This window comes from Pseudomonas sp. QL9 (assembly GCF_041409665.1).
Classification (GTDB): domain Bacteria; phylum Pseudomonadota; class Gammaproteobacteria; order Pseudomonadales; family Pseudomonadaceae; genus Pseudomonas; species Pseudomonas knackmussii.
In genome coordinates, this window is sequence record NZ_CP166971.1 from 626301 (window position 1) to 647410 (window position 21110).

17 protein-coding genes are annotated in these 21110 nt (G+C 65.1%); 7 read left to right on the forward strand and 10 right to left on the reverse strand.

What is annotated here, in order from left to right:
• Nucleotides 1-14: 14 nt before the first annotated feature.
• Nucleotides 15-659, reverse strand: a complete 645-nt coding sequence (locus ACA097_RS02890; RefSeq protein ID WP_371368404.1) for a hypothetical protein — start codon at nucleotides 657-659, stop codon at nucleotides 15-17.
• 100 nt (nucleotides 660-759) lie between these two features.
• Here ACA097_RS02890 and ACA097_RS02895 point away from each other — a divergent pair, with 100 nt between their 5' ends.
• Nucleotides 760-1539, forward strand: coding sequence for a TSUP family transporter (locus tag ACA097_RS02895; RefSeq protein ID WP_371368406.1), 780 nt, complete (start codon nucleotides 760-762; stop codon nucleotides 1537-1539).
• A 28-nt stretch (nucleotides 1540-1567) separates the two neighbouring features.
• Here the strand turns inward: ACA097_RS02895 and nudC are convergent, their stop codons facing one another.
• The 8 genes from nudC to ACA097_RS02935 all read right to left on the reverse strand — a co-directional run bounded on the left by nudC (nucleotide 1568) and on the right by ACA097_RS02935 (nucleotide 11056).
• A complete protein-coding gene (nudC, locus tag ACA097_RS02900) occupies nucleotides 1568-2410 on the reverse strand; it encodes an NAD(+) diphosphatase (protein ID WP_371368408.1) in 843 nt (280 codons plus the stop codon).
• Nucleotides 2410-4098, reverse strand: a complete 1689-nt coding sequence (locus ACA097_RS02905; RefSeq protein ID WP_043251265.1) for a hypothetical protein — start codon at nucleotides 4096-4098, stop codon at nucleotides 2410-2412. Before ACA097_RS02905 ends, nudC begins: the two co-directional genes overlap by 1 nt.
• 39 nt (nucleotides 4099-4137) lie before the next feature.
• Nucleotides 4138-4950, reverse strand: coding sequence for a crotonase/enoyl-CoA hydratase family protein (locus ACA097_RS02910; protein WP_371368410.1), 813 nt, complete (start codon nucleotides 4948-4950; stop codon nucleotides 4138-4140).
• 151 nt (nucleotides 4951-5101) lie between these two features.
• The gene (locus ACA097_RS02915; RefSeq protein ID WP_043251262.1) at nucleotides 5102-6454 is read right to left on the reverse strand and encodes an amino acid permease; all 1353 of its coding nucleotides are present in this window, start codon (nucleotides 6452-6454) and stop codon (nucleotides 5102-5104) included.
• Between the two features lie 38 nt (nucleotides 6455-6492).
• On the reverse strand, nucleotides 6493-8760 hold the full coding sequence (locus tag ACA097_RS02920; RefSeq protein WP_371368412.1) for an Orn/Lys/Arg decarboxylase N-terminal domain-containing protein: 2268 nt from the start codon (nucleotides 8758-8760) through the stop codon (nucleotides 6493-6495).
• A gap of 193 nt (nucleotides 8761-8953) precedes the next feature.
• Nucleotides 8954-9697 (reverse strand): DNA polymerase III subunit epsilon, encoded by a 744-nt coding sequence (gene dnaQ, locus ACA097_RS02925; protein ID WP_043251259.1) that lies wholly within the window; start codon nucleotides 9695-9697, stop codon nucleotides 8954-8956.
• Between the two features lie 59 nt (nucleotides 9698-9756).
• Complete coding sequence (gene rnhA / locus ACA097_RS02930; protein WP_043251257.1) at nucleotides 9757-10203, reverse strand: ribonuclease HI; 447 nt, start codon at nucleotides 10201-10203, stop codon at nucleotides 9757-9759.
• 94 nt (nucleotides 10204-10297) lie between these two features.
• Entirely contained in the window at nucleotides 10298-11056 is a 759-nt protein-coding gene (locus ACA097_RS02935) for a class I SAM-dependent methyltransferase (RefSeq protein ID WP_371368415.1), read from the reverse strand.
• A gap of 112 nt (nucleotides 11057-11168) precedes the next feature.
• Between ACA097_RS02935 and gloB the strand changes: the two genes are divergently transcribed.
• Both gloB and ACA097_RS02945 read left to right on the forward strand, forming a co-directional pair.
• Nucleotides 11169-11948, forward strand: coding sequence for a hydroxyacylglutathione hydrolase (gene gloB, locus ACA097_RS02940; protein WP_371368417.1), 780 nt, complete (start codon nucleotides 11169-11171; stop codon nucleotides 11946-11948).
• A 79-nt stretch (nucleotides 11949-12027) separates the two neighbouring features.
• Entirely contained in the window at nucleotides 12028-13617 is a 1590-nt protein-coding gene (locus ACA097_RS02945) for a LysM peptidoglycan-binding domain-containing protein (protein ID WP_160286564.1), read from the forward strand.
• Between the two features lie 10 nt (nucleotides 13618-13627).
• On the opposite strand, the gene ACA097_RS02950 is transcribed toward ACA097_RS02945, so the two are convergent.
• On the reverse strand, nucleotides 13628-15070 hold the full coding sequence (locus ACA097_RS02950) for an HDOD domain-containing protein (RefSeq protein ID WP_371368419.1): 1443 nt from the start codon (nucleotides 15068-15070) through the stop codon (nucleotides 13628-13630).
• Between the two features lie 460 nt (nucleotides 15071-15530).
• Between ACA097_RS02950 and ACA097_RS02955 the strand changes: the two genes are divergently transcribed.
• Genes ACA097_RS02955 through ACA097_RS02970 form a run of 4 tightly spaced genes read left to right on the forward strand, consistent with a single transcriptional unit; the run spans nucleotide 15531 to nucleotide 21090 of the window.
• Nucleotides 15531-17348 (forward strand): extracellular solute-binding protein, encoded by a 1818-nt coding sequence (locus tag ACA097_RS02955; protein WP_371368421.1) that lies wholly within the window; start codon nucleotides 15531-15533, stop codon nucleotides 17346-17348.
• Nucleotides 17348-18433 (forward strand): microcin C ABC transporter permease YejB, encoded by a 1086-nt coding sequence (locus tag ACA097_RS02960; protein WP_371368423.1) that lies wholly within the window; start codon nucleotides 17348-17350, stop codon nucleotides 18431-18433. The genes ACA097_RS02955 and ACA097_RS02960 overlap by 1 nt, the downstream gene beginning before the upstream one ends.
• A gap of 4 nt (nucleotides 18434-18437) precedes the next feature.
• Nucleotides 18438-19457, forward strand: a complete 1020-nt coding sequence (locus ACA097_RS02965) for an ABC transporter permease (RefSeq protein ID WP_371368425.1) — start codon at nucleotides 18438-18440, stop codon at nucleotides 19455-19457.
• Nucleotide 19458: 1 nt separating this feature from the next.
• The gene (locus tag ACA097_RS02970; RefSeq protein ID WP_371368427.1) at nucleotides 19459-21090 is read left to right on the forward strand and encodes an ABC transporter ATP-binding protein; all 1632 of its coding nucleotides are present in this window, start codon (nucleotides 19459-19461) and stop codon (nucleotides 21088-21090) included.
• Nucleotides 21091-21110: the final 20 nt, after the last annotated feature.

A 21110-nucleotide genomic window follows, 5' to 3' on the forward strand; every position in this document is an offset into this window, starting at 1 on the left:
TTACCGACTCGCGCCTACCGCCAGTTCTGCAGCGCCTGGATTGCTGCCTGGTTGACCGGCTCGGCTTGCAACCCCGCAGGCCCCGAATGCACGGAGAACACCGCCTGGTCGGCCAGCGGCAGGAAGCTCACCCGCCCCGCCTGCGGCCTGAAGATCAGCAGGTCGTGCTGGCCATCGCGCAGCCAGCGCCAGAGATCGATACCGGAGCCGCTGCTCGCGAGTTCCAGGCGACGCGCCTGGCTCTGCTGTTCGACGGCCAGGAAGCGCCCGCTGAGGCTCTGCAGGCGATAGCCAGGAGCGAGGCCGATCAGTGCCGCCAGGCCCTTCCACTGCATGATGCGCACGTCCAGTTGCCAGAGATCGCCGTCCAGCTCCAGGCTACGCTCGCTGTTGCCTTCCAGAACCTTCACCTCGAAGCGTTGCGGCGCCAGTTGGCGGAAGCTCAGCGTGGCCAGCGGGCGGTCTGCCGGGAGCGGCTGGTAGCTGCGCAGGTCCCACGCAGCCAGCGCGACCAACACGGCCAGCGCGACGAAGGCCAGGCCAGCGCAGCCGCGCAGCCAGCCGAGGAACCAATGGCGGTCGAAGAGGATTCGGGCGGCGACCAGCAGCGCCAGCAGGGCGACCAGCGCGAATGTCCAGGCCAGACCGTCGTACTGCATGCATTCAGTTCCTAGCAGGTAGAATTGCCGGCATTATGCGCAGCCCTCGGCGGCGCCACCAGTCGCTCCGTCGCAGCCTTGGACCCAGGTCGTACATTTCATGCTTCTCGAACTCACCGTTGACCCGCTGACCCTCGCCATTCTCGCCGTCGTCGCGTTCATCGCCGGCTTCATCGATGCCATTGCCGGCGGCGGCGGACTGCTCACCATCCCTGCCCTGCTCACCGCTGGCGTGCCGCCGCACCTGGCGTTGGGCACCAACAAGCTGAGCTCGACCTTCGGCTCGGCGACCGCCAGCTTCACCTTCTACAAGCGCAAGCTGTTCCACCCGGCGAAATGGCGTAACGCTCTGATCGCTACCGCCATTGGCGCAGCCATCGGCGCCTGGGCCGCGCACCTGCTGCCGGCGGAATGGCTCAACCGCATGCTGCCGGTGGTGGTGTTCTCCTGCGGTATCTACATGCTGTTCGGCGGCACGCCCAAGGCGCCGCTGGACGCCGACGCCCGCGTCGGCCAGAAACGCCAGTGGCCGCAAGGTCTTGGACTGGGCTTCTACGACGGCGTGGCCGGCCCCGGCACCGGCGCTTTCTGGACCGTCAGCAGCCTGCTGATGTATCCGCTGGACCTGGTCCGCGCCAGCGGCGTGGCACGCACCATGAACTTCATCAGCAACATCATGGCGCTGGCGGTCTTCGTCGCCTCGGGTCAGGTGATCTGGCTGCTCGGGCTGTGCATGGGCAGCGCACTGATGGTTGGCGCCTACCTGGGCGCACGCACGGCCATTGGCGGTGGCGCCAAATTCATCCGCCCGGTGTTCATCACAGTAGTGCTGGCATTGACCGCGCGCCTGGCCTGGCAGCACTGGTTCAACGTCGTTTGAGGGGACGCGGCGGCGAGCGCCGCCGCGTTCAGTGACCGCCGCCCGGCAGGACGGGATCGGGAAGACCGGCGCGGCGCGCCAGGAAGACGTCGATCAGGTAGCGGGCAATGGAACGCCCGGCCGGCAGGCGTGGCAGCTCGTCAATACGGAACCAGCGCGCATCCTCGATCTCGTCCGGCTGCATGACGATCTCGCCGCTGACGTATTCGGCGTGGAAACCGAGCATCAGCGAATGCGGGAACGGCCAGGACTGGCTGCCCAGGTAGCGGATGTTGCCGATCTCAAGACCGACTTCCTCACGCACCTCGCGGGCCACGCAGTGCTCCACCGACTCGCCCGGCTCGCAAAAGCCGGCCAGGGTGCTGTACATGCCCGGCACGAAGCGTGGCGAACGCGCCAGCAGAAGCTCATCGCCGCGGGTGACCAGCACGATCATGCTCGGCGAGAGCAACGGGTAGCGTTGGATATCACAGGTCTCGCAGCGCATTGCGCGGTCGCGCGGCATCCGCTGCATCGGCGCGCCGCAACTGCCGCAGAAGCGATTCTCGCGAGCCCAGGTACCGATCTGGCTGGCGAAGCCGAGCATGGCGAACAGGTCTTCGTCGGCTTCCAGCATGAAATGACGCAGACCGATCCAGTCGCAGCCTTCCAGGCGCTCCGGCGCATCCACTTCCAGCAGGTAGATGGCATCGCCATCGAAGTGCCCTACCCCATGCTCGGAGAGCACGCGCAGGTCCTGGCGCTTTAGCCACTCGCGGGGAAACAGCACGCCATTGGCATCGCCGAGAAACTGCTGCTTGTAGTGGGCCAGGGCCCAGCCACCTGCGGCAGCCGGGTCGAGCAAGGCCGATTGCCAACGCCCGGTACGCATCAGGCGGCCACCTCAAGGCCCAGGGCGCGCACGCTCTCGGCGGCGACGTCCAGTGCGTGGGGCTGACCTTCGAATCGCAGCACGGCTCCACCCTCCAGATAGTACTCAAGGCCGGTCAGGGCATCGGCCAGGGTTTCCAGCATCTGCTCCGACGGCATCTGCGTCGACTCGATCATCTGCCGCTGGATGTAGTCGGCGCAGGCGCCAACCAGCTCGGCGGCACGTACCTGGTCGAGGAACCAGAGCCCGCCACGCACGGCTTGCAGGCTGAGCGGTACGTTGGCCAGGTGCAGCTTGTCGCCGTTGGACTCCAGATAGGCAGTGATCGCGCGCTTCGCCAAGGCCAGACCGCCCTGCGCCTCATCAATCACCACGATACGCGCCTCGGCCAGTTGGTGCACGGCGAAGGAATCAGCGGACGGTTCAGCGTTCAGGTCGACGGCAGCGGCGCGAGTGCCGGGACGCTGCCCGTGCTCCAGGCTGGCGACCATGCTTTCCACATAGAGCAGCGCATCGGCCAGGGTATTGAGTGCCGCAGGTGACTCCACGGCGCCCTTGGCTACCCAGCCGGAAACCACCGTCGTCTGGGTCTGCAAGGCGGTGGCCGCGGAGTTCAGGCCCACCATGCCGAGGGTCTTGCCCAGCTTGCCAAGCTGGCTGTGCAGCGTCGCCAGGGCATCGCCCTGGGATACGCCGCGCTCGATCAGGTCCAGCTGATCCTTGACCGCGGTCAGCTCCTCACGGATCGCCACGGACAGCGAACGCATCACCTCGCGCCCCGGGCCGGACAGGCGCTGCGACTCGTCCTCCAGCAGGTGGTCGGTGAACGGCAAGGGAGCCAGGCCGAACACCGCCTTGAGCTCGCTTGCGCGCGGCCCCTTGGTGTCCGCCAGCGCGGTCAGATAGAGCAGCTCTTTGAGCAGTTGACGTGGCGGCTCGTAGGCCTCGTTGGCCAGCAGTTGCTTGAGCTCCCGGTCGATGCGCGAGAACAGCTGCTTGCGCGTGCGGCGCGGCAGCATTTGCGCATCCACCATCGATTCCAGAGCCCCCGCACCTACCCAGCACAGGCGCGTGCGCGCACCCAGGCCGAGCAGTTGATCCAGCCCTGCCAGGGCACGCCCCATGGCTTTGAGGCTCGGGTAGAGCGGCTGCTCGCGGACCAGACCGAGCAGGCCGGCCTGGTACAGGTGGCGCAGGCGACGTACTTCGCCCGCAGGGTCGGCTACCGCAGCAGTGGTTTGCGAAACCGGCGGGCGCGGCAGATCCAGGCGCGCGCTGAAGAAGAAGCTCTCCGGCAACATCGGCTGGCCGGCGGCGAGACGCACGTCGTTGATCGCCGGCAGAAGGAGTTCGGGGATTTCCTGGCGATTGGTCTCGAGGTTCTCGAGATAACGACGCAGCACGTAGAGCGCATTGCCCAGCGCAGCGAGTTGGCCATCGCGCTCCTCACCGACGCCGGTGGGAATGTCGGTGGCCAGCTGCAGCGCTTCCTGGGCCAGCAGCTCGGCACCGACCAGCTCGATCAGGTTGAGCGTGCCGCGAATCTGCGCCAGGCATTCCACAGCATGCTGCAGGAGGCTGCCGTTCTGCCGCTCGGCAATGAACTGCTCCAGGTTCTGCTCGGCCTGTTCCATGGTGGCGAACAGCTCGTCGCGCACCAGACTGAGGGAGGTGGCTCCGGTGACCATCGGCCTAGCGCGCCTCCTGCGCGGAAATGGAGAGTGGCATCAGTCGGCGAACTCCGGCTGCTTCTTGCTCATGTGCGCAGCGATGGCCGCCTGCAGGTCAGCCGACTGGAGCATCGCAGCGTTCCAGGTGGCGATGTACTCCAGGCCGTCCGCGACGCTATGGTCGCGGGCGTAACGGATCATTTCCTTGGTGCCGCGAACGGCGATCGGAGACTTGGCGGCGATCTGCCGGGCGATCTCGAACACGCCGTCCAGCAGCGCCGAACTGTCGGCATAGCTGCGGTTCACCAGGCCGATGCGCGCCGCTTCGCTGGCGTCGACCATGCGCCCGGTGTAGGCCAGTTCGCGCATGACGCCATCGCCGATCAGGCGCGGCAGACGCTGCAAAGTGCCGACGTCCGCGGCCATGCCCATGTCGATCTCCTTGATGGAGAACTGCGCGTCTTCGCTGCAGTAACGCATGTCGCACGCCGAGATCAGGTCGATGGCGCCGCCCAGGCAGTAGCCCTGGATCGCGGCGATCACCGGCTTGCTGCAATCGTCGATGGCATTGAAGGAAGCCTGCAGCTCGAGGATGGTGCGGCGCAGCTTGCGGGCGTTGCGGCCGACGTCCTTGCCCAGCTGGCTGCCGGCCTGTGCCAGCAGCATCAGGTCGATGCCGGCGGAGAAGTGCTTGCCGGCGCCGGATATGACCACCACGCGGACCTCGTCGGTCTCGTCGGCCCAGCGGAAGATGTCGACGATCTCGCGCCAGAAGTCCGCGTTCATCGCGTTGATTTTTTCCGGGCGATTGATGATGACGTGGGCGACCTTTTCGGCCAGCTCGACGCGAAATGCTTTGTACTCGGTCACGGAGGTGGTCCTCGGAGGTGCCCTGCTCTGCTGTGCGCGGCAGGTCTTGTAGTGGTGACGCGCCACTATAACAAGGCAAGGACAAAAGTCGATGCCAGGCTATGTGACGCAGGCCACGCCCCGAATGCAGCAGGGCGCAAGCCCCGCCAAGCTACTCGGAAACGGCCACGGGCAGGCCTTGCTGGCGGTTCCGCCATTGCCGCCAGGTATACATCGGGATACCCGCCATGAATACCAGAAAGCCCCAGAAGATCGCCTGCTCGCCAGTGCCGTAGAGGGCCCACAGCGAGTAGAGGAAGCCCAGCGCGCCGACCGCCACCAGTTGCGGCCGCGAGCGCGGCGAGAAGGATTCGGGACGCACCGCCAGAAGCTGAAGCAGCGCCGCAGTGCAGAAGGCATACGGCACCACGCCGGTCATGGTGCCGAGCAGGATGATGACGTTGAACACCTCGACCAGCTCGCCACGCCCGTCGATCAGCACCAGCACCGTCACCAGCAGCCCCGACGACCACAACCCGTTGGCCGGTGCGCCGTATTTGTTGAGCTTGCTGAAGGACTCCGGGAACAGGCCGTCACGCGCCGGCGCGACCGGGATCTGCCCCTGCAGCAGCACCCAGCCGTTGAGCGCGCCGAGGCAGGCGATCACCGCACCGCCGGCTACCAGATAGTAACCCCAGTCACCGAGCAACAGGCGCGCAGCATCGGCGAACGGCGAGGTGGACTTGGCCAGCACGTCCGGCGGCAGCAAGCCCTGCACCGCAGTGATCGACAGTATGTAGACGGCGGCCGCCACCAGGGTGCCGAACAGGGTGGCGCGAGGAATGGTGCGCTTGGGGTCGCGCACATCGTCAGCCGGTACCGTCGCCGACTCGAGGCCGATGAAGGACCACAGGGTCAGCGCCGCAGTCGTGGCGATAGCGTGCGCATAGCCCATGTTGGGCAGTTGCTCCACCGGCGGGATGACCAGGTACTCCCCGTGGAACTGAGTCCAGCCGAGGATGCCGATCAGCAGCAGCGGAATCAGCTTGAGCGCGGTCAGCAGGTTCTGCATCACCGCAAATGCAGCGATGCCGCGCAAGTTGACGAAGGTGCAGAACCAGATGCAGCCGATGGCGGTGGCGACCATCAGCACTGGATCGGCCAACGCCGGGATGAACACCCGCAGGTAGCCGACCAGGGTCACGGAAATCGCCGCGTTGCCGATCCACGCGGCTTTCCAGTAGGTCCATGCGCACAGGTAGCCGGCAAAGCTGCCAAAGCCGTCACGGGTGTAGGCGTATGGACCGCCCGCGCCGGGGTTGAGCCGCGCCAGGCGGGAGAAGGTGAGCGCCAGCAGGACTGCCCCTGTGCTCGACACCAGCCAGCCGAACAGACTGAGTCCGCCATAGCTAGCCAGGCTGGACGGCAGCAGGAACACCCCTGAGCCGACCATGTTGCCGACCACCAGAGCGGTGCAGCTCCAGAACCCCATGCTGCCTTTCTTGGCAGCGCCTCCCCCGCTCATCCTCTCTCCTTAGAGCCGTCCGACGTACAACGACGGACTCAGCTGTCGGCGTTTTCCACGATGCACTCCACTGTATAGCAGCGCTCTCCGTCGACTTCCTGCGATTGCAGGCCGTGCACGTCCGAATCGAAGCCCGGGAAGCTGCGCTCGAAGATCCTGGCGAAGGCCAGATAATCGAGGATCGAGCGGGTTTCCTCGGTGAAGCGCTCGCCCGGCATGATCAGCGGAATGCCCGGCGGATAAGGCACCAGCATCACCGCCGCGATACGCCCCAGCAGCTGGTCGATCGGTACCGCCTCGACCTCCCCGCGCACCAGCTTGGCGTAAGCGTCGGCCGGGCGCATCGCCACCTCCGGGAGCACCGTATACATGCGCTTCATGGCCTTGGCCGTGGCGTGCTGGCGATAGCAGGCATGCAGGCGCTCGCAGAGATCGCGCAGTCCCATGCCCAGGTAGCAGGCGCCATCGGCCTGGAGCACGCTGGGCAGGACTTCGGCCAGCGGCGCATTGCGGTCGTAGCTGCGCTTGAACTCCAGCAATTCGGTAACCAGGGTGCTCCACTTGCCCTTGGTCACGCCCAGGGAGAACAGCACCAGGAAGGAATAGAGGCCGGTCTTCTCCACCACCAGGCCGCGCTCCCAGAGGAAGCGACTGACCACTGCCGCGGGGATCCCGTGTTCTTCCAGCTTGCCGGCCGCATTGAGCCCGGGAGTGGCCAGCGTGACCTTGATCGGGTCGAGCAGCACGTAGTCATTGGCCACGTCGCCGAAGCCATGCCAGTCGGCGTCGGGCGCAAGCAGCCAGTCGCGCGTCCGCACCTCGTCGGTCCCTTCGACACCCGGCGGCTGCCAGACGCAGAACCACCAGTCCTCGGCCGCCAGGCTCTGCTGCACATTGGCCAGCGCGCGGCGGAAGCTCAGTGCCTCGTCGAAAGTTTCCTGGATCAGCGAGCGGCCAGCAGTGCCTTCCATCATCGCCGAAGCAACGTCCAGCGAGGCGATGATGCCGTACTGGGGCGAGGTCGAGATGTGCATCATGAAGGCTTCGTTGAAGCGCGCCCGGTCCAGGCGCCGCGCACCGCCGTCCTGCACGTGGATCATCGAGGCCTGGCTGAAGGCGGCGAGCATCTTGTGCGTCGAGTGCGTGGTGAACACCAGCGGCCCGTGTTCGCTGCGGCTGGTCGCCATGCCGTAGCGGCGGTCGTAGAACTCGTGAAAAGCGGCGTAGGCGTACCAGGCCTCGTCGAAGTGCAGCACCTCGACGCTGCCGTTCAGCGTCTGCTTGATCAGCTCGGCGTTGTAGCAGAGGCCGTCGTAAGTCGAGTTGGTCACCACCGCCAGCTTCACTTTCGGCTCGCGCCCGCGGGCCAGCGGACTGGCCGCGATCTTCGCGGCAATCGACTCGCGGCTGAACTCCGACAGCGGAATGGGCCCGATGATGCCCAGCTCGTTGCGCTCCGGACAGAGGTAGAGCGGAATGGCGCCGGTCATGATGATCGAGTGCAACACCGACTTGTGGCAGTTGCGGTCGACCAGCACCAGGTCATCGCGACAGACCATGGAATGCCAGACGATCTTGTTCGCCGTGGACGTGCCGTTGATCACGAAGAAGGTGTGGTCAGCGCCGAAGTTGCGCGCCGCGCGCGCCTCGGCGTCGGCCAGCGGGCCGGTGTGGTCGAGCAGCGAGCCCAGCTCCGGCACCGAGACCGACAGGTCCGAACGCAGCGTGTTCTCCCCGAAGAACTGGTGGAACGCCTGCCCCACCGGGCTCTTGCGATAGGCCACCCCACCACCGTGCCCCGGTGTATGCCAGGAATAGTTGGACTGCGCAGTGTGCTCGACGAGGGCGCGGAAGAACGGTGGCAGCACCCCTTCCAGGTACTTGCGCGCAGCACGCGAAACCTGGCGGGCAAGGAACGGAACCGTGTCCTCGAACAAGTAGAGGATGCCGCGCAATTGATGCAGGTCGGCCATGGATTCGGCCGGCGCGTTCTCGATGGTCATCTGCTCGCCGAGGGCGAAGATCGGCAGCTGCGCCGCGCGTACCCGTGCCACGCGGATCAGCTCGACGACGTCCTGCAGCAGGCGCTGGTTCTCCCCCGCCCCCTCGGCGGCGACCAAAATGCAGGCCAGCCCATGGTGGGTCGAGGCGACGATGCGGCCTTCGGCGGAACTGGCAGTGGAGAGGATGCTGAAGCCGTCCTGCTCCAGCTCGCGGGCGATGCCGCGGACGCGATCCCCCGCGACCGTGTCGGCCTTGATGTCGCGGTGGACGATGAGGATGGGGAATTTCAGGTCTTTGTACATTGTGAGCCCCGGAAGCTGACGGACTCTGCCGTCTGTCCTCGCAGAATATGGGCTTACTAAATGTAGGGAAATACAGCTGGCTTACCGTTGTAACAAATGGTCGCACGGGCGACAGGGATTGGCGTTTCCCCGCAGGAACGGACCTTGTTCACAAACGCGCGGCCGCGGGTCGTTCCTACAGGTAAATCGGGCGTTACTCCTGTGGAGCGGAAGCCTCCAGTTGCGCCCAAAGCGACGGCCCGCCGGCGGATTTCTCGATCGCCGCCAGACGCGCGGCATGTGCCGCGAGCTCTTCGTCGCTGGCACGAATCACCCGGGTCAGGCCACGCTCGGCAGCCAGGCGGCGAATGGCGCTGACCTGGGGACGCCCGCTGCCGTCGCCCTCGGCGCCCTGGCCGGCCAGCGACAGGCTGGTCTGCCCGCCGGTCATCGCCAGGTAGACGTCGGCGAGGATCTCGGCGTCGAGCAATGCACCGTGCAGGTCGCGGCCGGAGTTGTCGACGCCATAGCGTTTGCACAGGGCATCGAGGTTGTTGCGCTGGCCCGGGTGACGCTCACGCGCCATCAGCAGGGTATCGAGGACCGAGCAATAGTCGGTGACCTCGGCGCGCTCGCTCTGCCCCAGCAGGGCGAATTCGTTGTTGATGAAGCCGACGTCGAACGCTGCGTTGTGGATGATCAGCTGCGCACCGGTGATGAACTCGAAGAACTCGTCGGCGACTTCGCGGAAGCGCGGCTTGTCCTTCAGGAAATCATTGGTGATGCCGTGGACCGCGATGGCGCCTTCGTCGACTTCGCGATCCGGCTGCAGATAGACGTGGAAATGACGGCCGGTCAGGCGCCGCCCTTCCAGCTCGACGCAGCCGATCTCGATGATCCGGTGACCATCGGTCACCGGCATGCCGGTGGTTTCGGTATCCAGTACGACGCTGCGCATCTTTCAGAACCCTGCTCGGTAAAACGTGAAGGGCGCCACCCGGGCGCCCGTTGCATTCTTCAGCGCGGCAGTTCGGCGACGCCGCGGTTGGCCAGCATGTCGGCCCGCTCGTTGCCCGGATGCCCGGTGTGCCCGCGCACCCACTGCCACTCGACATTATGCCGGTTGACCTGCTCATCCAGTGCCTGCCACAGGTCGGCGTTCTTCACCGGCTGCTTGGCGGCAGTCTTCCAGCCGCGCTTCTTCCAGTTCGGCAGCCACTCCTTGATACCTTTCATGACGTACTCGGAGTCGGTGACCAGGCGAATCTCGCAGGAGCGCTTGAGCGCCGCCAGGGCCATGATGGCGGCGGTCAGCTCCATGCGGTTGTTGGTGGTCTCCACCTCGCCCCCCCAAAGCTCGCGCTCGGCGCCCTTGTAGAAGAGCACTGCCCCCCAGCCACCGCGGCCGGGATTGCCCTTGCAGGCGCCGTCGGTATAGATCACGACCTTTTCTTCTTCGCTCATAACACCTTCAGTCCGCCGCCAGGCAGCAAAGGCTCATCCGCGCCCGGCACTAAGGTGCATCCGGCGCAAGGGAGGGCCCCGCAACGGGACGACGCTAGAGTTTGGAATCTCGCCGGCTGACCTTGGCCACCGGCAGCGGCACCAGTTGGCCACGTGCCTCGCGGCGTGGCTGGCGCAGCGGTCGTAGTCCGACCACCAGCTTGCGCGCAACCAGCAGATAGAAGCCGGCGCCGGCACCCTTCAGCCCCTTGCCCCAGCGCTCTATGGGCGCCAGTCGGGCCTGCCAGAGCGCCGAAGCAAGCGGCGGACGATAGCATCCGAAGCGGCGTTTCTCCAGCGCGAAGCCCAGCAGGTTAAGCCAGTCGCAGACCCTTCCTGGGGAAATGCAGCGCGCCCTGCGCAAGCCGTCGCGGGCGAAGTAGTGACGCACGCCCCAGGCGCTACGCGGATTCACCCCGAGCACCAGCAGGTGTCCGCCGGGCCGGACGCTGCGCGCGGCCTCGCGCAGCAAGCGGTGAGGCGACAGGCAGAAGTCCAGCCCATGCTGCAGCAGCACTACGTCGGCTGCGTGTTCACCCAGCGGCCAGGCGCATTCGTCGCAGGCGATCTCGACGCCCGGCAGCGGCGGCCCGAGACGCACTCCGCGCTGGATGTTGCCGGTGCTCGCCGGCAGCTCGGCGTGCGGCCCGTAGTGCACCAGGTAGCCGCCGAAGTATCGTGCCAGCTCATCGGTGAGCAGGCGCTGCTCCTCGGCCAGCATCATTCCGCCCACGGGCCCCTGCAGCCAGTCCCGCGCTTCGGCGATCAGCTCCAGCCAGTCGGCATCGGCCTGGGCAAACGCTTCCCGTTCCATACGTACCCCCTGCAGCCACTCGGCATCCGTCCCACGACTCGACAGCGGCGCTCGCAGGGCGGACCATTGCGCTAACTATGCGCCAACCCATCCTGCTTAGCGACTTCCGACCATGATACAGATCGACGCCCTCCCCGCCTTTTCCGACAACTACATCTGGCTCCTGCAGGATGCCGCGCAACGCCGCTGCGCGGTGGTCGACCCGGGCGACGCCGCGCCGGTAGAGGCCTGGCTCGCCGCCCATCCGGACTGGACACTCAGCGACATCCTGGTGACCCACCACCATCACGACCACGTCGGTGGCGTAGCCCGTCTCAAGGAAGGTTTCGGCGCACGAGTCCTGGGCCCGGCCGGCGAGCGCATTCCCGCCTGCGATCAGGCGTTGGAGGATGGCGACGAGGTGGAAGTGCTCGGCCTCGCCTTCAAGGTGCTGCACGTTCCCGGCCACACCCTCGGGCACATCGCCTACTTCCATGACGACGCCGACGCGCCCCTGCTGTTCTGCGGCGACACGCTGTTCGCCGGCGGCTGTGGACGCCTGTTCGAAGGCACGCCTGCGCAAATGCAAAACTCGCTGAGTCGATTGGCCGCCCTGCCCGGCACCACGCGCGTCTACTGCACCCACGAATACACCCTGAGCAACCTGCGCTTCGCCCGCGCCGTGGAGCCGGAGAACCCGCAGCTGGCTGCGCGCTTTGCCGAAGTCACCGCCTGGCGCGAACAGGGCCGCATCAGCCTGCCCTCGAACATTGCCCTGGAACGCGCCACCAACCCCTTCCTGCGGGTCGCGGAAAGCAGCGTGCGACAGGCAGCCGACGAGCGGAAAGGCGAGCAAATCCTCAGTCCCGCAGAGGTCTTTGCGGTGATTCGGCAGTGGAAGGACAGCTTCTAAGGTCTGGCGAAATCTTGACCATCTCCGGGACGGTTTTTAGAATCCCCGAAATTTTTACCCCGGACACAGTCATCAGCCAATGCCGCCAAAGACCAGTAAGACCAGCGATCTAGACGCATTGGCTCGTGCCATACGAGTCTCCATTCTGCTTGGCGCCGGCGCCCTGGCCGGCTGCCAGACCAGCGGCCATATGGCCTCCCAGGACGCCAGCTACAAACCCGCTGCACCACGCGCCGTCGACGTTCAGTTCAACCCGGCCTATGCCGATGACAGCGACATCTGGGTTCGCGTACGCCACGGTTTCCAGCTACAAGCCGACGCCACCGACAACAACCCGCGCATCGAGCGTCAGCGCCTGTGGTACGTCAGCAACCAGGACTTCATCGAGCAGGCCACCGAGCGTGGCGGCCCGTACATGCACTACGTGGTGGAACGCCTGGAAGCGCGCAACATGCCGCTCGAACTGGCGCTGCTGCCTATGATCGAGAGCGCCTACAACCCCCTGGCGATCTCCCGCGCGCAAGCGGTTGGCCTCTGGCAGTTCATGCCGGCCACCGGCACCCACTTCAACCTGCGCCAGACCAGCTGGTACGACGGCCGCCGCGACATCAAGGCCTCGACCAACGCCGCGCTGACCTACCTGGACCGCCTGCACGACATGTTCAACGGCGACTGGCTGCTCGCGCTGGCCGCCTACAACGCCGGCGAAGGCACGGTGAGCCGGGCGATCGAACGCAACCAGCGGCTCGGCCTGCCGACCGACTACTGGAACCTTTCGCTGCCGCAAGAAACCCAGGACTACGTACCCAAGTTGCTGGCCCTGTCGCAGTTGGTGATGTCGCCCCAGGCCTACGGCATCAACCTGAACCCAATCGCCAACGAAGCCTATTTCAAGGCGGTGAAGATCAAACCGGGCCTGGACCTGAACCGAATCGCGGCCCTTGCCGACGTCGACGCCGACGAGCTCTACCAGCTCAACCCCGCGTTCACTCGCCGCGTTACGCTGGATGGCCCGCAACAGGTGCTGGTGCCCAAGGCCAAGGCGGCAACCCTGAAGGCCGGCCTTGCCACGCTCAAGCCGCAGGAATTGGTGAGCTGGAAGCAGTACAAGGTGCGCCGCGGCGACAGCCTGGCCAGCATCGCCAAGCGCTTCGACGTCAGCGTTGCCGAACTCAAGAACAGCAATCGCCTGGGTAATGGTCGCCTGCGCCATGGCCAGGCCCTGCTGATCCCAGGCCGCGGCACTGGCAACCTGGCCGAGCCGGCAAGCCCGCCGCAATTGGCCAGGGCCGAGACGCGCCCGGCGCCGAGCCGGACCTACAAGGTAAAAAGTGGCGAGAACCTCTGGCAGATCGCCCGCTCAACCGGTGTCGGCGTCGACGACCTGAAGCGCTGGAACAATCTCGACAGCCACGGCATCAAGCCTGGCCAGACCCTCAAGCTGCAGAGCGGCAGCCAGCTGATGGCGCGCGCCTCCAGCAACGACAAGGCACAGAAGCCCAAAGAAGCGGCGACCTACTACAAGGTCCAACGCGGCGATTCCATGTACCTGATCGCCAAGCGCTTCAACGTCGAGATGCAGCACATCAAGCGCTGGAACCCGCGCAGCGCCCACGCCCTCAAGCCGGGCCAGACCCTGACCCTATACCTCGATACCGCCAGCCGCTGATGCCCAGCCCTCAGCGCTGGCTAAGGGCCTGTAGGCAGCGCCCCACCGCCTGAGTGAAATGCCGGAAGGCCACGTATTGCTCATGCAGCAGCGCGCGCCCCGATGGGCGGTTATCGGCATAGAGCACACCGACCTGTCGCTTGCCGGCCAGCAAGGGCGCAATGAAGAACATGCCCTGCCCCAGGTGCTGGCGCAGCGTCTGGCTGACCAGATCGCTCAGTCCGTAGCTGACGGGAACGCCCATCCACACCGGTTCGCGACTCTTGAGCACGTAGTCGAAGAGGTGCGCATCGGCGCCCTTGCCGACAGGCAGCTCGAAATTCGCCAGCCACGCGTCACTCCCCTCGCCGGCAGCCCGGCGCACGCGATAGCGCGTCTGCTGCTCGGCCAGCACCGCCACCATCACGCGCTCCAGGCCCGCACCGCGGTGTAGTCCGTCGACCAGATTGTCGAGCACCGCCTCGATGCCCGCTGGCGCACCGGCGAGCGTGCCCAGCTCCTGAAGGCAGCGACGCATTTGATCCAGATCCGGCTGGAGCAACGCCGCACGACGCCGTTCCTGTTGCAGACGGATCTGCTCCGGGTCGGTCTGCGGGATCAGCTTGCACAGCCGACTGGCACCGAAGGTCGCCGCCACCTTAACGGCCTCTTCGGCGTTTGCCAGAATCAGCGGCAGCACTTCCTCGCGTGGCAACTGAGTGAACTGCGCGACCTGGTCAACGAGCTTTTCCATTTCGGGGCAGTCCCAGCCATCCAGTGCTGCCTCGCTGATCCGCACCCCCAAAGCCACGGCGCGTGAAGCCGGATCACGCGGGGAGCCTCCGGACGCCGCCATCCCGAGGCTCTCACCCAATCCCCAACTGCGCATCAGGCCCGTCGTCAATTGGCGGAAGCTGATCCCCAGCACCTGGCGCACCGCAGCCTCCTGCTCCTGCCCAGGTTGCCGAAGGAGCGCCGAAAGCATATCGGCCTGCTCACCGCCGCCGCCCCAGAAAGCCAGCTCTCCGACGTTGTAGAGCAGCGCGGAGATGAACACTTCCTCCTGCTCGCGAGCGAGCACGAAACCCGCCAGGTTGCGCGCCTGAACGGCAGCATGGAAAGCACGCGCGAGCAGCTCCAGCAGCTGTTCGCGCGGTTCCTTGCCCAGCAACTGGTCGATCAGGCAGGCCGAAAGCCCGATCAGCCGCACGTTCTCGAAGCCGATCAGTACGATCGCGCGGGAAATGGTACGGATGCTTTCCTGCGAGGGGTTGTAGTAGACGCTGTTGGCAACCCGCAGCACCTGGGAGGTCAGGCTGGCATCGCGCAGCAGCACTTCCGCCAGTTGCCGTACCGACGACTGATCGTGCGCGGCAAGTTGCTGCAGGTCCTGAACCACCGCGGCCAAGGCCGGCAGCTCGGCCTCGCTGAGGCGCTCGATCCAATAGTCCAGCCCCTGTTTGGCGGTGTTCACGGGACAACCCTCGAAAATGCGTTTGAGGTGCTCTGACGCTGCAATGGCATTATGCCCATTCAGCATATACTTTTGCTGGAGAAACAAGCTGTTACTTTAGAAGAACTCGGGCCGGTATAGCTTCGCGCTCCGACGTCCTGCATGCCTGTGGCCGTCAACGGCAAACGAATTGCGACGCGAATCTCGTTCCCTTTGCGGAAACCTCGGCGGGTCAGTCCCGGTCTATTCGCTTCCTGATGCCGAATCCTCCCGGTCGCCCCGCGCCAAATGCGCCGGGTGGCGCTTGCCGCGCTTGCGCAAGGCGGACCGGACCCAGTACAAACAACGCCATCCCGAATGGACCCGACGACTGCATGATGCCCAAGCACCCACCCCTGATTCCCGCGCACCTTCTCGAGTCGGCCAGCCTCGCCGCAGGGATTCTTGGAAGCCGACGCGCTGCCTGCCGGGAGATGCGCCCATGATGCGCCGCATTCTGGCCGCCGCGCTGTTGGGTCTGGCGACTCTGGCGCAAGCCGCCCCGCAGCACGCCATCACCCTTTACGACGAACCACCGAAGTACCCCGCCGACTTCCAGCACTTCGACTACGTCAACGCCAAGGCGCCGCAAGGCGGCACCCTGCGACTCTCCGACTTCGGAGGCTTCGACAGCCTCAATCCGTTCATTCCCAAGGGCAATCCGGCGTCGCAGATCAACCTGGTCTACGACACCCTGACCTTCCACTCGCTGGACGAGCCCTTCACCGAATACGGACTGCTCGCCGAGAAGATCGAAAAGGACCCACAACAACGCTTCGTGCGCTTCTTTCTGCGACCGCAGGCGCGCTTCGCCGACGGCACCCCGGTGACCGCCGAAGACGTGGTCTTCACCTTCAACACCCTGATGACAAAGGGCGACCCGATGTACCGCAACTACTATGCGGACGTCGACAAGGTGGTAGCCGAAGATCGACTGCGCGTTCGCTTCGACTTCAAGCGTGCGGGCAACCGCGAACTGCCGTTGATCCTCGGGCAAATCGCGATCCTGCCCAAGCACTGGTGGGACAGCCGCGACTTCGGCAAGACCAGCCTGGAGCCGCCGCTGGGCAGCGGTCCCTATCGCGTGGCCAAGGTCGACCCGGGACGCTCGATTCGCTACGAGCGGGTCAAGGACTACTGGGCGAAGGACCTGCCGGTGAATCGCGGCTTCAACAACTTCGATGCCGTGGTCGTCGACTCCTACCGCGACCTCACCGTCGCCCTGGAAGCCTTCAAGGCCGGACAGTTCGACTTCAACGAAGAGCGCATCGCCAAGAACTGGGCCACCGCCTACGACTCGCCAGCCGTGCGCGACGGACGCATCGTTCGCCAGGAATTGCCCAACGACAATCCCTGGGGCATGCAAGGGTTCGTCTTCAACATGCGCCGCCCGGTATTCAAGGACGTGCGCGTGCGCGAAGCCATCAGCTTGCTGTTCGACTTCGAGTGGACCAACAAGCAGATGTTCTTCGGCTCCTACAAGCGCGACCGCAGCTATTTCGAGAACTCCGAAATGGCCGCCCACGCACTGCCAGACGCCGAGGAACTGAAGATCCTCGAACCGCTTCGCGACAAGCTGCCGCCGCAGGTCTTCGACAGCGTCTTCGAGCCGCCGGAAAGCGACGGCAGCGGCATCATTCGCGAACAGAAGCGCAAGGCCTATCGCCTGCTGCTCGACGCCGGCTACAAGATCGTCGACGACCGCATGGTCGACCCCGACGGCAAGCCGCTGAGTTTCGAGTTCATGTTGGCCCAGGCTGACTTCGAGCGCGTGCTGCTGCCCTTCAAGCGCAACCTGTCCGAACTGGGCATCGACCTGCAGATTCGCCTGGTCGATGTCTCCCAGTACGTTAATCGGCTGCGCTCGCGCGACTTCGACATGATGGTCGCCAGTTGGCCTCAGTCCAATTCACCAGGCAACGAGCAGCGTGAGTTCTGGCATTCGAGCAGCGCCGACAATCCCGGCAGTCGCAACTTCATCGGCTTGCGCGATCCGGCGGTCGATGCACTGGTCGAGGGCCTGATCGCCGCCGACTCGCGTGACTCGCTGGTGCATCACGCCCGCGCCCTGGACCGCGCCCTGCAATGGGGACACTACGTGGTCCCCAACTGGTACCTGGACACCTGGCGACTGGCGTACTGGAACCGCCTGGCCCATCCGCAGAAGCTGCCGCCCTACAGCTATGCGCTGATGACCTGGTGGCAGGCGCGTGAAAACGCCGAACCTTCCACCGCTACGGCGCAGCAGGAGTCTCGCTGATGCTGGCCTATATCCTGCGCCGCCTGTTGCTGATCATCCCGACCCTGTTCGGCATCCTGCTGATCAACTTCATCATCATCCAGGCCGCTCCCGGCGGCCCGGTGGACCAGATGATCGCCAAGCTCGAAGGCATCAACAACGCCGCCGGCGGCGCCACCGGGCGCATTGCAGGTGGCGGCGGCGAGCTCGCCTCAGGCGGCTCCTCGCATTATCGCGGCGGCCAGGGCCTGGACCCGGAGCTGGTGAAAGAGATCGAGCGCATGTACGGCTTCGACAAGCCGGCGCCCGAGCGCTTCTGGATCATGCTCAAGAACTACTGCCACCTGGACTTCGGCACCAGCTTCTTCCGCGACGCCAAGGTCACCGATCTGATCATCGAGAAGCTGCCGGTGTCCATCTCGCTGGGCTTGTGGAGCACCCTGATCATGTACCTGGTGTCCATCCCACTGGGCATCGCCAAGGCCGTGCGCAACGGTAGCCAGTTCGATATCTGGACCAGCTCGGCGATCATCGTCGGCTACGCAATCCCGGCCTTCCTGTTCGCCATCCTGCTGGTCGTGCTGTTCGCCGGCGGCAGCTACTGGGACTGGTTCCCGCTACGCGGCCTGACTTCCAACAACTTCGACCAGCTCAGTACCTTCGGCAAGATCAAGGACTACTTCTGGCACCTCGCCCTGCCGATCACCGCACTGGTGATAGGCAACTTCGCCACCATCACCCTGCTGACCAAGAACAGCTTCCTCGACGAGATCGGCAAGCAGTACGTGGTCACCGCACGCGCCAAGGGCCTGACCGAGCGCCAGGTGCTCTACGGCCATGTATTCCGCAACGCCATGCTGCTGATCATCGCCGGCATCCCTTCGGCGTTGCTGGGCGTGTTCTTCACCGGATCGCTGCTGATCGAGGTGATCTTCTCCCTCGACGGCCTCGGCCTGCTCAGCTTCGAGTCGGCGCTCAACCGCGACTACCCGGTGGTCTTCGGCACCCTGTTCATCTTCACCTTGTTCGGCCTGGTCATGAAGCTGGTCAGCGACGTCCTCTACACACTGGTCGATCCGCGCATCGACTTCGAGAACCGGGAGTGATGCGATGCGCCTGTCCCCGATGAACCAGCGCCGCTGGGCGCGCTTCAAGGCCAACAAGCGCGGCTGGTGGTCGCTCTGGCTGTTCCTCGTGCTCTTCACCCTGAGCCTGGGTGCGGAAATCATCGCCAACGACAAACCGCTCGTCGTCCACTACGACGGCCAGTGGTACTTCCCGGCGTTCAAGCGTTATCCCGAAACCGTGTTCGGCGGCGAGTTCCCGCTCGAAGGCAACTACAAGGCGCCCTACATGCGCCAGCAGTTCACCGACAAGAACGCCTGGGTGCTCTGGCCGCCCATCACTTACAGCTACGACACCATCAACTACGACCTGCGCGTCCCCGTGCCGTCGCCACCGACCCGGGAAAACTGGCTGGGTACCGACGACCAGGCGCGCGACGTGCTCGCCCGGGTGATCTACGGCTTCCGCATCTCGGTACTCTTCGCCCTGGTGCTGACCGCCCTGAGCTCGGTGATCGGCGTGTTTGTTGGCGCCCTGCAGGGCTTCTATGGCGGCTGGGTCGACCTGCTCGGCCAGCGCTTCCTGGAAATCTGGTCCGGTCTGCCGGTGCTCTACCTGCTGATCATCCTCGCCAGCTTCGTGCAGCCGAACTTCTGGTGGCTGCTGGGCATCATGCTGCTGTTCTCCTGGATGAGCCTGGTCGACGTGGTGCGCGCGGAATTCCTCCGTGGCCGCAACCTCGAATATGTGCGCGCAGCCCGCGCCCTGGGCATGAAGAACGGCACCATCATGTTCCGCCACATCCTGCCCAACGCGATGATCTCCACCCTGACCTTCATGCCGTTCATCCTGACCGGCGCCATCGCCACCCTGACCTCGCTGGACTTCCTCGGCTTCGGCCTGCCCGCTGGTTCTCCGTCCCTGGGCGAACTGGTCGCTCAGGGCAAATCCAACCTGCAGGCGCCCTGGCTCGGCATCAGCGCCTTCGCCGTACTCGCCCTGATGCTTAGCCTGCTGGTATTCATCGGCGAAGCAGCGCGCGACGCATTCGACCCGAGGAAGTGAGATGAGCGCCTCTGTGCAACCTAACGACAACCTCATCGAGATCCGCGACCTCTCGGTGGATTTCTCCAGCGGCAACGAGATCGTGCATGCGGTAGACAAAGTCAGCTTCGACATCCGCCGGGGGGAAACCCTGGCCCTGGTCGGCGAAAGCGGCTCCGGCAAGTCCGTAACTGCCCACTCCATCCTGCGCCTGCTGCCCTACCCCACCGCACGTCATCCCAGCGGTAGCGTCCGCTACGGCGAGCTGGATCTGCTGCAAGCCCCGGAACGCAAACTGCGGGGCATTCGAGGCAACCGCATCGCCATGGTGTTCCAGGAGCCGATGACCTCGCTCAATCCCCTGCACACCATCGAGAAGCAGATCGGCGAGGTGCTGGCCCTGCACAAGGGTCTGCAAGGCCAGGCGGCGCGCAAACGCACGCTGGAGCTTCTCGACTTGGTCGGCATCCCCGATCCGGCAACGCGCCTGAAGTCCTATCCCCATGAGCTCTCCGGTGGCCAGCGACAGCGGGTGATGATCGCCATGGCGCTGGCCTGCGAGCCGGAACTGCTGATTGCCGACGAACCGACCACAGCCCTGGATGTCACCGTGCAGCTGAAGATCCTCGATCTGCTGCGCGAACTGCAGGCCCGGCTGGGCATGGCCATGCTGCTGATTACCCACGACCTGAACCTCGTGCGAAGAATTGCGCATCGGGTATGTGTCATGCAGCGCGGTTGCATCGTCGAACAAGCGTCCTGTGAAAACCTGTTCCAGTCTCCGCAGCATCCCTATACCCGGGAACTGCTCGGAGCGGAGCCGCGGGGAGGTCCGGTGGAGAATCCGCCGGGGCCGACTTTGCTGGAGGTGGACGACCTGCGTGTCTGGTTCCCGATCAAGAAAGGGGTGTTCCGGCGCACGGTGGACCACGTCAAGGCCGTGGACGGTATCGCATTCAGCCTACGCCAGGGCCAGACCCTGGGCATCGTCGGCGAAAGCGGTTCCGGCAAGTCGACACTGGGCATGGCCATCCTGCGCCTGATCGACAGCCGCGGCGGCATTCGCTTCGAGGGCAATGCCCTGGACGCCATGAACCAGGCCCAGGTACGACCGCTGCGGCGCGAGATGCAAGTGGTCTTCCAGGATCCGTTCGGCAGCCTGAGCCCCCGTTTGTCGGTGGGCCAGATCGTCGGCGAAGGCCTGGAGATTCACGGAATTTGTGACGAGAAGGAACAGCAACAAAGGATCATAGAGGCACTGGTGGAGGTGGGACTGGATCCGGAAACCCGGAACCGCTACCCCCACGAGTTTTCCGGCGGGCAACGGCAGCGTATCGCCATCGCCCGCGCACTGGTGTTGAAACCGGCGCTGATACTGCTGGACGAGCCCACCTCGGCGCTCGACCGCTCGGTACAGCGCCAGGTGGTGGAGCTGTTGCGCCATCTTCAAGCCAAGTACAACCTGACCTACCTGTTCATCAGCCACGATCTCGCGGTGGTGAAGGCCCTGAGCCACCAGTTGCTGGTGATCCGACAGGGCAAGGTGGTCGAAAGCGGCCCGGCGCAGGAGATCTTCACTGCGCCTAGCCACCGTTACACACAGCAACTGCTGGAAGCCGCTTTCATGGCCCCGGCAGAAGCGATTGATGAATGACCTGAAAGAGGAAGGAACGA

Coding starts and splice junctions, on each gene's coding strand:
- ACA097_RS02890 (WP_371368404.1), bottom strand. CDS start 659: ATGCAGTACGACGGTCTGGCCTGGACATTCGCGCTGGTCGCCCTGCTG.
- ACA097_RS02895 (WP_371368406.1), top strand. CDS start 760: ATGCTTCTCGAACTCACCGTTGACCCGCTGACCCTCGCCATTCTCGCC.
- nudC (WP_371368408.1), bottom strand. CDS start 2,410: ATGCGTACCGGGCGTTGGCAATCGGCCTTGCTCGACCCGGCTGCCGCA.
- ACA097_RS02905 (WP_043251265.1), bottom strand. CDS start 4,098: ATGGTCACCGGAGCCACCTCCCTCAGTCTGGTGCGCGACGAGCTGTTC.
- ACA097_RS02915 (WP_043251262.1), bottom strand. CDS start 6,454: ATGAGCGGGGGAGGCGCTGCCAAGAAAGGCAGCATGGGGTTCTGGAGC.
- ACA097_RS02920 (WP_371368412.1), bottom strand. CDS start 8,760: ATGTACAAAGACCTGAAATTCCCCATCCTCATCGTCCACCGCGACATC.
- dnaQ (WP_043251259.1), bottom strand. CDS start 9,697: ATGCGCAGCGTCGTACTGGATACCGAAACCACCGGCATGCCGGTGACC.
- rnhA (WP_043251257.1), bottom strand. CDS start 10,203: ATGAGCGAAGAAGAAAAGGTCGTGATCTATACCGACGGCGCCTGCAAG.
- ACA097_RS02935 (WP_371368415.1), bottom strand. CDS start 11,056: ATGGAACGGGAAGCGTTTGCCCAGGCCGATGCCGACTGGCTGGAGCTG.
- gloB (WP_371368417.1), top strand. CDS start 11,169: ATGATACAGATCGACGCCCTCCCCGCCTTTTCCGACAACTACATCTGG.
- ACA097_RS02945 (WP_160286564.1), top strand. CDS start 12,028: ATGCCGCCAAAGACCAGTAAGACCAGCGATCTAGACGCATTGGCTCGT.
- ACA097_RS02955 (WP_371368421.1), top strand. CDS start 15,531: ATGATGCGCCGCATTCTGGCCGCCGCGCTGTTGGGTCTGGCGACTCTG.
- ACA097_RS02960 (WP_371368423.1), top strand. CDS start 17,348: ATGCTGGCCTATATCCTGCGCCGCCTGTTGCTGATCATCCCGACCCTG.
- ACA097_RS02965 (WP_371368425.1), top strand. CDS start 18,438: ATGCGCCTGTCCCCGATGAACCAGCGCCGCTGGGCGCGCTTCAAGGCC.
- ACA097_RS02970 (WP_371368427.1), top strand. CDS start 19,459: ATGAGCGCCTCTGTGCAACCTAACGACAACCTCATCGAGATCCGCGAC.